The sequence below is a fragment of the Streptomyces sp. NPDC004658 genome (genome assembly GCF_040609555.1).
Taxonomy (GTDB): Bacteria; Actinomycetota; Actinomycetes; order Streptomycetales; family Streptomycetaceae; genus Streptomyces.
In genome coordinates this window covers 1-8,263 of the sequence record NZ_JBEXKG010000241.1, presented here as the reverse complement: position 1 = coordinate 8,263, position 8,263 = coordinate 1, and the positions used below count along the sequence as shown (strand labels likewise).

At 75.8% G+C, this 8,263-nt stretch carries 4 protein-coding genes and 3 pseudogenes; 2 read left to right on the top strand and 5 right to left on the bottom strand.

Features of this window, described 5'->3' with window-relative positions; genetic code table 11:
- From ABZV94_RS38480 to ABZV94_RS38465, 4 genes and pseudogenes are all read right to left on the bottom strand, one after another.
- Window positions 1–350, bottom strand: a pseudogene (locus ABZV94_RS38480) (hypothetical protein); the annotation flags it as partial.
- Between the two features lie 28 nt (window positions 351–378).
- Window positions 379–1,410, bottom strand: coding sequence for a MoxR family ATPase (locus tag ABZV94_RS38475; protein ID WP_356349189.1), 1,032 nt, complete (start codon window positions 1,408–1,410; stop codon window positions 379–381).
- A 43-nt stretch (window positions 1,411–1,453) separates the two neighbouring features.
- Entirely contained in the window at window positions 1,454–3,166 is a 1,713-nt protein-coding gene (locus ABZV94_RS38470) for a trypsin-like peptidase domain-containing protein (protein WP_356349187.1), read from the bottom strand.
- On the bottom strand, window positions 3,166–3,663 hold the full coding sequence (locus ABZV94_RS38465) for a CU044_2847 family protein (protein ID WP_356349184.1): 498 nt from the start codon (window positions 3,661–3,663) through the stop codon (window positions 3,166–3,168). The genes ABZV94_RS38470 and ABZV94_RS38465 overlap by 1 nt, the downstream gene beginning before the upstream one ends.
- 241 nt (window positions 3,664–3,904) lie before the next feature.
- On the opposite strand from ABZV94_RS38465, the gene ABZV94_RS38460 reads away from it, so the two are divergent.
- Window positions 3,905–7,516 carry a S8 family serine peptidase gene (locus ABZV94_RS38460; protein ID WP_356349182.1) on the top strand — a complete coding sequence of 1,204 codons (3,612 nt, stop codon included), beginning with the start codon at window positions 3,905–3,907 and terminating at the stop codon, window positions 7,514–7,516.
- A 28-nt stretch (window positions 7,517–7,544) separates the two neighbouring features.
- On the opposite strand, the pseudogene ABZV94_RS38455 reads toward ABZV94_RS38460, so the two are convergent.
- Window positions 7,545–8,171, bottom strand: a pseudogene (locus tag ABZV94_RS38455) (carboxyl transferase domain-containing protein); the annotation flags it as partial.
- Here ABZV94_RS38455 and ABZV94_RS38450 point away from each other — a divergent pair.
- Window positions 8,170–8,263, top strand: a pseudogene (locus ABZV94_RS38450) (single-stranded DNA-binding protein); the annotation flags it as partial. The pseudogenes ABZV94_RS38455 and ABZV94_RS38450 sit on opposite strands and share 2 nt — an antisense overlap.

The following is an 8,263-nucleotide window of genomic DNA, read 5'->3' as shown; positions in this document are numbered from 1 at the left end:
TGGCAGACCTCGCGCGTTGGTGTGTCAGGCACCGCCTGATCGCCGCCCTGCTGTGGCTCCTCAGGCTCGGGCCCGGCGGCGGACTCCGGCTCCGGTACCGGCTCCCTCGGCACAGGGGGCGGGGCCGGGGTCTCCCGCTCGGGGTCCCGGGGCGCGGTGGGAGGGGGGCCGGCGGGTGCCGGGCCGTCGTCCGTGCCGGGGGTCATCCGACGGGCCAGCCACAGCAGTTCGGCCAGTTCCCGCGGGGTCGGGCGCACTCCGTGGGCCGCCTCGGCCAGGACGTCGGCCAGGCGGACGAAGGGGTCCGGGGAGCCGGGGCGCTCGGCGGCCCCGGAGGATTCAGAGGTCATCGGGGGCCATCGGAAGCCGTGAGAGCCGTCAGAAGACATCGGACTGCGGGTGCCCCAGGTACGGCATCAGCTGTTCGGCCAGCCGGTCCAGGGAGTCGGCGTCCAGGTCGGCGGAGCGGGTCAGGTAGATCGCGTTGAGGAGCTGGTCCGTGGCCAGGTCGCCGACGCCCGCCCGGGACAGGAAGCGGTCGATCAGGGTGCGCGCGTGCTCGTCGGGTTCGCCCAGGTGGGCGCGGACGATCTCGGCGAGCTGCCGGTCGTCGGGCTGCCGCAGGTGCAGGGTGACGCAGCGGCGCAGGAAGGCGGGCGGGAACTCGCGCTCGCCGTTGCTGGTGAGGACGACGAAGGGGAAGGCCCGGCAGCGGACCCGCCCGCGGGTCACCGGGACCCGCTCGTCGGTGCCGTCGGCCAGCACCTCGGCGACGCCGTCCGGCGTGAGCCGTGCGGCGCGCACCAGCTCGGGGATCTCATACTGGCCCTCCTCCAGCACGTTCAGCAGGTCGTTGGGCAGGTCGAGGTCGCTCTTGTCGATCTCGTCGATGAGCAGCGCCCGGGGCCGGGCGTACGGCAGGAGGGCGGTGCCGAGCGGGCCGAGCCGCAGATGGTGCTCGACACCCGACCGGTCGTCCGCGTCCCCGGCCCCGCCGGGCCGGCCGGCTTCCTGCCGGGCCGCGTACAGCCGCGAGAGCGGGTCGTACTGGTAGAGGCCGTCGTGGAGCGTGCTGCGGCTGGTGATGTTCCAGCGCAGCACCGGGCCGAGCCGCAGCTCCCGGGCGACCGCGTACACGAGCGAGGACTTGCCGGTGCCGGGCGGGCCGGTGACCAGCAGCGGGCGGCGCAGGTACAGGGCGGCGTTGACCAGCTGGACCGTCTCCGGCGTGGCCTGGTACGTCTCGGCGCGGTGCGTGCGGTCGGGGGAGACGGCGGAGGCGTCGGCGAGGTCGTCCGGTGCCGGCAGCTCCGGCCCGCCGTCGAAATCCCGCCAGGGCGGCGGCGGGGGCAGCTCGGCGATGCCGTCGTGCGGCTCGTTCGTACCGGTGTAGACGGGCCACAGGGGCATGGGCTCTTCTTCTCCGTGGGGGCGGTTCGGTTCGTGCGGTGGGTCAGGCGACGGGCGAGTGCAGGCTCGCGGTGGTCTCGGGGAAGCAGCGCGGGTCGTCCCAGAGCACCTGGAGGTCTCTCGCCCAGTGCAGGTCCGGTTCGTCGGCGGCGTCCGCGGTCAGCCGCAACGACAGGATGTGGCGCGGGAGTTCCGCGGCAGGCACGCCGGCCACCGAGGCGGCGAGCTGGTCGAGGAACGCCGTGCCGGGGCAGGACGCGTCCTGGTGTGCGGTGCAGGGGGAGCCGGTGCGCGGCCAGAGCAGGATCGGGACGGGCACGGTGAGACCGACCTCGAAGTGCTGCCGTGCCGCCGTGGGCGGTGCCGCGTAGCCCGCCAGCCCGGCGTCGCCGTCCCAGAGCCGTTTGCGCAGGCCGGGCGGCCGCTCCCGGGTGCCGCACTCGACCCGGTGCACCTCGGCCCCGCCCCCGGCGTCCAGCTTCTGCCACTTCTTGCGCAGCTGGTGGCGCAGCCGGCCGCTGTGGTGGCGCGCCCGGTCGGTCACCACGAGGGGGTAGGCGCAGCCGAGTGGCGTGCTGTCGTCCGCGCCGCACTCCCAGTGCGCCACCGGCTCGTTGAGCCACTCGCGCGGCAGGACGAACGTCACCAGCTCGTCGGCGTCCGGGGCGAGGTGGGCGACGGCCTCGTCGATGCGGCTCTGGACGTAGGCCCGCACCCCGGTGCGCGGCAGCCGGCGGGCGCCCACCGGCCGGCGCCGGCCGTCGCGGTAGGCGGACACCTCCACGGTCACCTGGTCGGGACCGGCACCGCTGTGGTCGATCTCCACGACGACGGGGGACCAGGCGGGAGCCGCCGGCGCGCCGGCGGGGGCCGGGATGTCCGGGGCCGCCGGGGTCCCTGACGCCGGGTCCGCGTCCAGCAGGTCCAGCAGCCGGTCGGCGAACCGGCTCATCGCCTGCGGATCGGGCACCTCCCACTGCACGTAGGCGGCGGCGGCCCACAGGGAGGGGAAGCCGCCCGGGGGCAGGGGCGGCCCGAAGGCGCCCACCGCGTCCACGTACAGCCGGTTCGGGTCGCCGACCCGGTCGGCGGCGGCCTCGGCCCGGCGCAGCAGGGCGTACAGCCGCCGGCGGGCGTCGTCCCGGTGGCCCGGGGTGGGCACCAGCTCGCCCAGCTCGGGCCAGTAACGGGCCAGCACGTCCAGCGGCAGCATCCGGCCCTTGCGCACGTCCGGTGACGACCCCACGGCCGCGGTGACCATGCCGGCCACCCTGCCGTCCGGGAGTGCCGCCGCCGCCCCGCTGAACCCGTCCACGAGCGGCTGCCCATGGCCCTGCCACGCCACCAGTTCCAGCCACTCCCCGGCGATCAACTGGCCCGAGACGGCCTGGCATTCGGCGAGCGTGCCCTCGTCGTAGCCCTCCGGGAAGCCGTACGCGACCAGCCGCGGGTACGGCTCGGTGGTGGCGGCGTCGGGCGGGGCGAAACCGGCCGGGGTGAGCGGGACGTCGCGGTCCAGTTCGAGTACGGCGACATCCCCGGGGTCGGTGATCCCGCCCGCCCAGCCGCCGTGGACGACGACCGACGCGGACAGCTCGCCCAGCTCCCTGGCGTGCGGGAAGGTGACGGTCACCGCCGCCCCCTCGCTCCGCCGGACGACATGGGCGCAGGTGAGCAGCCGGCGGCCGGTGACCAGGAACCCGGCCCCCACCGCGTCGCCGCAGGCGATCCGGGCCTGCCAGGCAGCGCTGCGCATCACCGGTCGGCGGACTCCGGGCCGGGCACGGTGCGGTCGGGCGTGGCCTGGCCCGGCAGGGCCGGCGGTGGGGCGTGCTGTGCGGACGCGGCCCGCGCCGGCGGGTTCTGCACCGGGGCGGCCTGCTCCGGCGCCTGCCCGGGGGACCAGCTGAGCTTGACGACCAGGTGGCCCTCCGCCGACCCCTTCGCGATGACGGCGCCGGCCTCCGCGGACAGCCGCACGCCGAACTCGATCTCCACCGCGTCGGGGCGCAGGCTGCCGTCCCGGAAGACCCGCAGCGCGGACGCCGCCGCCGCCCGTACGCCGTCGAGCGCTCCCTCGAAGGTGCGCGCGGCCTGCGCCGGTCCGTCACCGCGCGAGACGAGGCGGGCCCCCGACCGGGTGCTGCCGGCACCCTCCACCACGACGAGCGCGCCGTCCTCGGTCCTGAACTCCACCAATTCGTCCACGGTGATGCCGGCTCCCCCGTCGTACCTGACCAGTGACCCGTCCATGTTACGGACGGTGCTGCGGGAGTCACCCACACGACGGTGAGGGGCGGGACGTGTTCCGAGGTTGGCGAGAAACCGCCAGGGCGTCTTTCCGTCAGTGCCGACCAACTCCCGTACGACAAGCGGCACATCACACTCGTCAGTACGCGACGCACGCGACGCATTCGGCACGCACGGCTCGACGGCACGACTCACCGCACACGACTCACCGCACACGACGCGCTCCACACGAGAAGAGGCGTGGATGAGCACAGGACCAGTCAGACGCGGGGCCGCCCTGCTCGCCGCGGGGCTGCTGAGCGCCCTGCTCCCGGCCGGCCCCGCGGTCGCGGCACCGCGACCGCAGGGCCCCGGCACGAGCGGCACCACCACCGTCACCCTCGTCACCGGCGACCGGGTGACCGTCACCGGCCTCGGGCACGGCAGACAGACGGTCACCGTACGGCGGCCCGCCGGCGCCACCGGTGCCGTACGGACGCAGCGCAGCGACGGCCGCCTCACCGTCGTACCGGACGAGGCGCTGCCGTACCTGCGGGCCGGCACCCTGGACCGGCGGCTGTTCGACGTGAGCGGGCTGATCCGGCAGGGGCTCACCGACGCCAGGTCCGACGCCCTGCCGCTGATCGTCACCTACCGCGGGAACGCGCGGGCCGCGACCCCGGCCGGTGCCGAGCGCACCCGCGCGCTGCCCAGTCTGCGCGGAGCCGCCGTGGAGGCCGGCAAGGGGCGCGCCTTCTGGCGGTCGTTCACCCGGACACCCGGCATCGACAAGGTGTGGCTCGACGGGCGGGTCAAGGCCGAACTCGCCGAGAGCAACGCCCAGATCGGCACGGCGGCGGCCTGGGACGCCGGGCTGACCGGCAAGGGCGTCACCGTCGCCGTCCTGGACACCGGCGCCGACCTCGGCCACCCCGACCTCGCGGACCGGGTGAGCGCCACCAAGAGCTTCGTCGACGGGCAGGACGTCGCCGACCGCAACGGCCACGGCACCCACGTCACCTCCACCGTCGGCGGCAGCGGCGCCGCCTCCGACGGCAGGGAGAAGGGGGTGGCGCCGGGCGCGACCCTCGCCGTCGGCAAGGTGCTCGGCGACCAGGGCTCGGGCAGCGAGTCCCAGATCATCGCCGGGATGGAGTGGGCGGCACGGGACGTGCACGCCCGGATCGTCTCCATGAGCCTCGGCTCCACGGAGGCGAGCGACGGCACCGACCCCATGGCGCAGGCGGTGAACACCCTCTCCCAGGAGACCGGCGCGCTGTTCGTCGTCGCCGCCGGCAACACCGGCGCCCCCTCCTCCATCGGCTCGCCGGGCGCCGCCGACGCCGCCCTCACCGTCGGCGCGGTCGACTCCGCCGACCGGGCCGCCTGGTTCACCTCCGCCGGACCCCGGTACGGCGACAACGCCCTCAAGCCCGACCTCGCCGCCCCCGGCGTGGACATCCTCGCCGCCCGCTCCCAACTCGCCGGCGGCACCGGCCCCTACACCTCCATGAGCGGCACGTCCATGGCGACCCCCCAGGTCGCGGGGGTCGCGGCACTGCTCGCCGAGCGGCACCCGGACTGGACCGGCGCCCAGCTGAAGGACGCGCTGATGTCCAGTTCGCACCAGCTCGACGCCTCCGCCTACACGCTGGGCGCCGGCCGGCTGAGCGTGCCCGACGCGGTCCACGCGACGGTCACCGCCACCGGCAGCGCCGACCTCGGCTTCCACAGCTGGCCGTACGACGCGGACGAGCCGGTCACCCGGACCGTCACCTACACCAACTCCTCCGGCACACCGGTCGAGTTGCGGCTGTCGGCGCGGGGCGCACCGGACGGCGTCGCCACCGTCGCCGACGCCACCCTCACCGTGCCCGCCCACGGCACGGCCTCCACCACCGTCACCGGCGACGCGTCCAGGGCACCGGTCGGCGAGACCAGCGGGCAGATCGTGGCCGCCGACCCCGCCGGCGCCACGGTCGCGCACACCGTGTTCGGGCTGGTCAAGGAGGACGAGCGGTACACGCTCACCGTCCACGTCAAGGACCGGTCGGGCGCGCCCGCCCCCGCCGACCTCACCGTGCAGCGGCTCGCCGGGGGCGCGGACGCCCAGCCCGTCCACGTCGGCGAGTCGGGCACGCTCCGGCTGCGCCTGGAGCCCGGCACCTACTCCCTCGCCACCTTCCTCGACGTGCCCGGCAGCCACGGCGCCGACTCCCTCGGCCTCGGCTTCCTCACCGCCCCCGAGATCACCCTCGACCGCGACCGCGACGTCACCCTGGACGGCCGCGGGCTGCGGGAGATCCGCGCGGACGTGGACCGGCGCACCGAGACCCGCCAGCTCGTCATGGAGTACGACCGGAACGCCGGCGGCGCCGACCTGTTCGGCGCGGTGCAGGTGCCCCTCACCTACGACAGCGTCTTCGCGGCGCCCACCCCGAAGGTCACGCACGGCACCTTCGAGTACCGGACCGTATGGCGGCTCGCCGCGCCACGGCTTCGCGTCGAGGGCGTCGGCGAGGCCACCGTCCAGCCGGGCGGCACCCTGATCTCGGGCCGCACGAGACTGCCCCTCGTGGACGTCGGCGACGGACCCGTCACCGGGGTGTCCGGCAAGGCCGTCCTCGCCCGCCTCGCCCCCGGCGCCGACCCGTCCGCGCTCGCGCGGGCCGCGCAGGACGCGGGCGCCCGGGCCCTGTTCGTCACGGACGACGCGCCCGGCCGGCTGATGGCCTGGTGGGGCACCGACGACAACGCCGACCGGCCCCTGCTGATCGCCACCGTGAACCAGGCGGACGCGGCCCGCCTCAGGGCGGCGGGCCGGGCCGACATGACCGGCACGACCGACTCCCCGTACGTGTACGACCTCTCCGAGGGCCACCGCGGGGCCATCCCGGACCGGGACCTCACCTACGCGCCCGGCAGCCGCCGACTGGCCGCCGTGCACGTCACGTTCCACGCCGCGCGGCCACAGAGCGGCGGCGAGTTCCGGTACTCGCTCACCGACGCCTTCCCGATCGGTCTCGGCTTCCCGGAGCGGGTCGCCCTGCCCGCCGAGCGCACCGACTACGTCTCCACCGGCCCCGGCCAGCTGTGGCACGAGTCCGTCACCACCGCCGACGGCGCGCTGGAGGAGCGCGGCGGGCTCGTCCGCTACGACGGCGGGACCCGGCCGGCGCTGCACTGGTTCCGGCCGGTGTGGCACCCCTGGCTGGGCACCGGCCTGGGCTGGGGACAGCAACGCGCCGGGAACCAGATCCAGGTGAACGTGCCCGGCTGGGGCGACTCCGGGCCCGACCACACCGGCTTCGGCGACGTGTGGAGCGAGGACAGCGGGATGCGCCAGACCACCTCCGTCCGGCTCGACGGCACCCTCGTCGACCAGAACACCGGTTCCGCCGCCTACGTGTGGGACGCGCCCGCCGAGGAGCACACGTACCAGGTCGTCACCGACACCGCCCTCGACGCCGGCCGGTGGCCGCTGGCCACCCGCGGCCACACCGAGTGGACCTTCCGCTCGGCGGCCACCCCGGAGGACCACTCGACGTACCTGCCGCTGATCAACCTCGCCTACGACCTCGACACCGACCTCGCCGGTGCCGTGCGCGGCGGCCAGCGGGTACCGGTCGGGCTGCGCGCCGCCTACGTGGCGCACGCCTCGGGCACCGGCAGGCTCGGCGGCGGCCGGCTGGAGGTGTCGTACGACGACGGCACGACCTGGCGGACGGTCCCCCTGCGCACCGGCGGCGACGCCTCCTGGCGGGGGACGCTGTCCGTGCCGCGCGGCGCGTCGTCCGTCTCGCTGCGGGCCTCGGCCCGCGACGACGAGGGGGGAGCGGTGACGCAGGAGACCGTTCGGGCGGTGGCGGTCCGGTAGCGCCCCGGGGCCCCGTGGCCGGGGACGTTCAGACGATGCCGCGGACGACGCCCAGCTCCACCAGGTCCTGCGGGCGCAGCCGGAGCTGGTCCGCGGTCGGGCGGACCTCCTCCGGCCGGCGTTTCAGGATGGCGGCCGCCGGCTCCGGCGCTATCACCGAGAAGTAACTGTCCGGTGTGACCCAGGTGTTGCCGGGCGCCGCCAGGGCCAGGGCGCCGCCGGAGCCGCCCTCGCCGATGACGAGGGTGGTGACCGGCACCCGGGCGGCGGCCACCGCGCCGAACACCTCGGCGACGGCCGCGCCGACGCCCTGCCGCTCCGCCTCCGCGTCGTTCGCGGCTCCGGGGGTGTCCACCAGCGTCAGCACGGGGACGCCGAACCGGTCCGCCAGCCGGATCAGCCGGGCGGCGGTGCGGTACCCGGCGGGGCGGGTCGCCGTGCCGGTCTGCGCCGCGTAGGCCACGGTACGGCCGGCCCGCTCACCGAATCCGCACAGCATCCCGTCGGAATCGGTACCGCCGCACCGGTCGCCGCTGATCGGCAGCCGGTCGTCGAAGTAGGCGTCCAGGTAGGCGTGCGCCCGTGGCCGTCCGGGGGCCCGGGCCCGCTCGACGGCCTCCCACCCGGTCGCGGGCAGCCCGCCCCGCCCGAGCGAGAACGTCGCCGAGACCCTCGCCAGGGGCATGGAGGTCATGGTCACGGGCGAGATCCGCACGGAGTCCTGGGAGAAGGACGGCGTCAAGCACG

Coding starts and splice junctions, on each gene's coding strand:
- ABZV94_RS38475 (WP_356349189.1), bottom strand. CDS start 1,410: ATGCCCCTGTGGCCCGTCTACACCGGTACGAACGAGCCGCACGACGGC.
- ABZV94_RS38460 (WP_356349182.1), top strand. CDS start 3,905: ATGAGCACAGGACCAGTCAGACGCGGGGCCGCCCTGCTCGCCGCGGGG.
- ABZV94_RS38465 (WP_356349184.1), bottom strand. CDS start 3,663: ATGGACGGGTCACTGGTCAGGTACGACGGGGGAGCCGGCATCACCGTG.
- ABZV94_RS38470 (WP_356349187.1), bottom strand. CDS start 3,166: ATGCGCAGCGCTGCCTGGCAGGCCCGGATCGCCTGCGGCGACGCGGTG.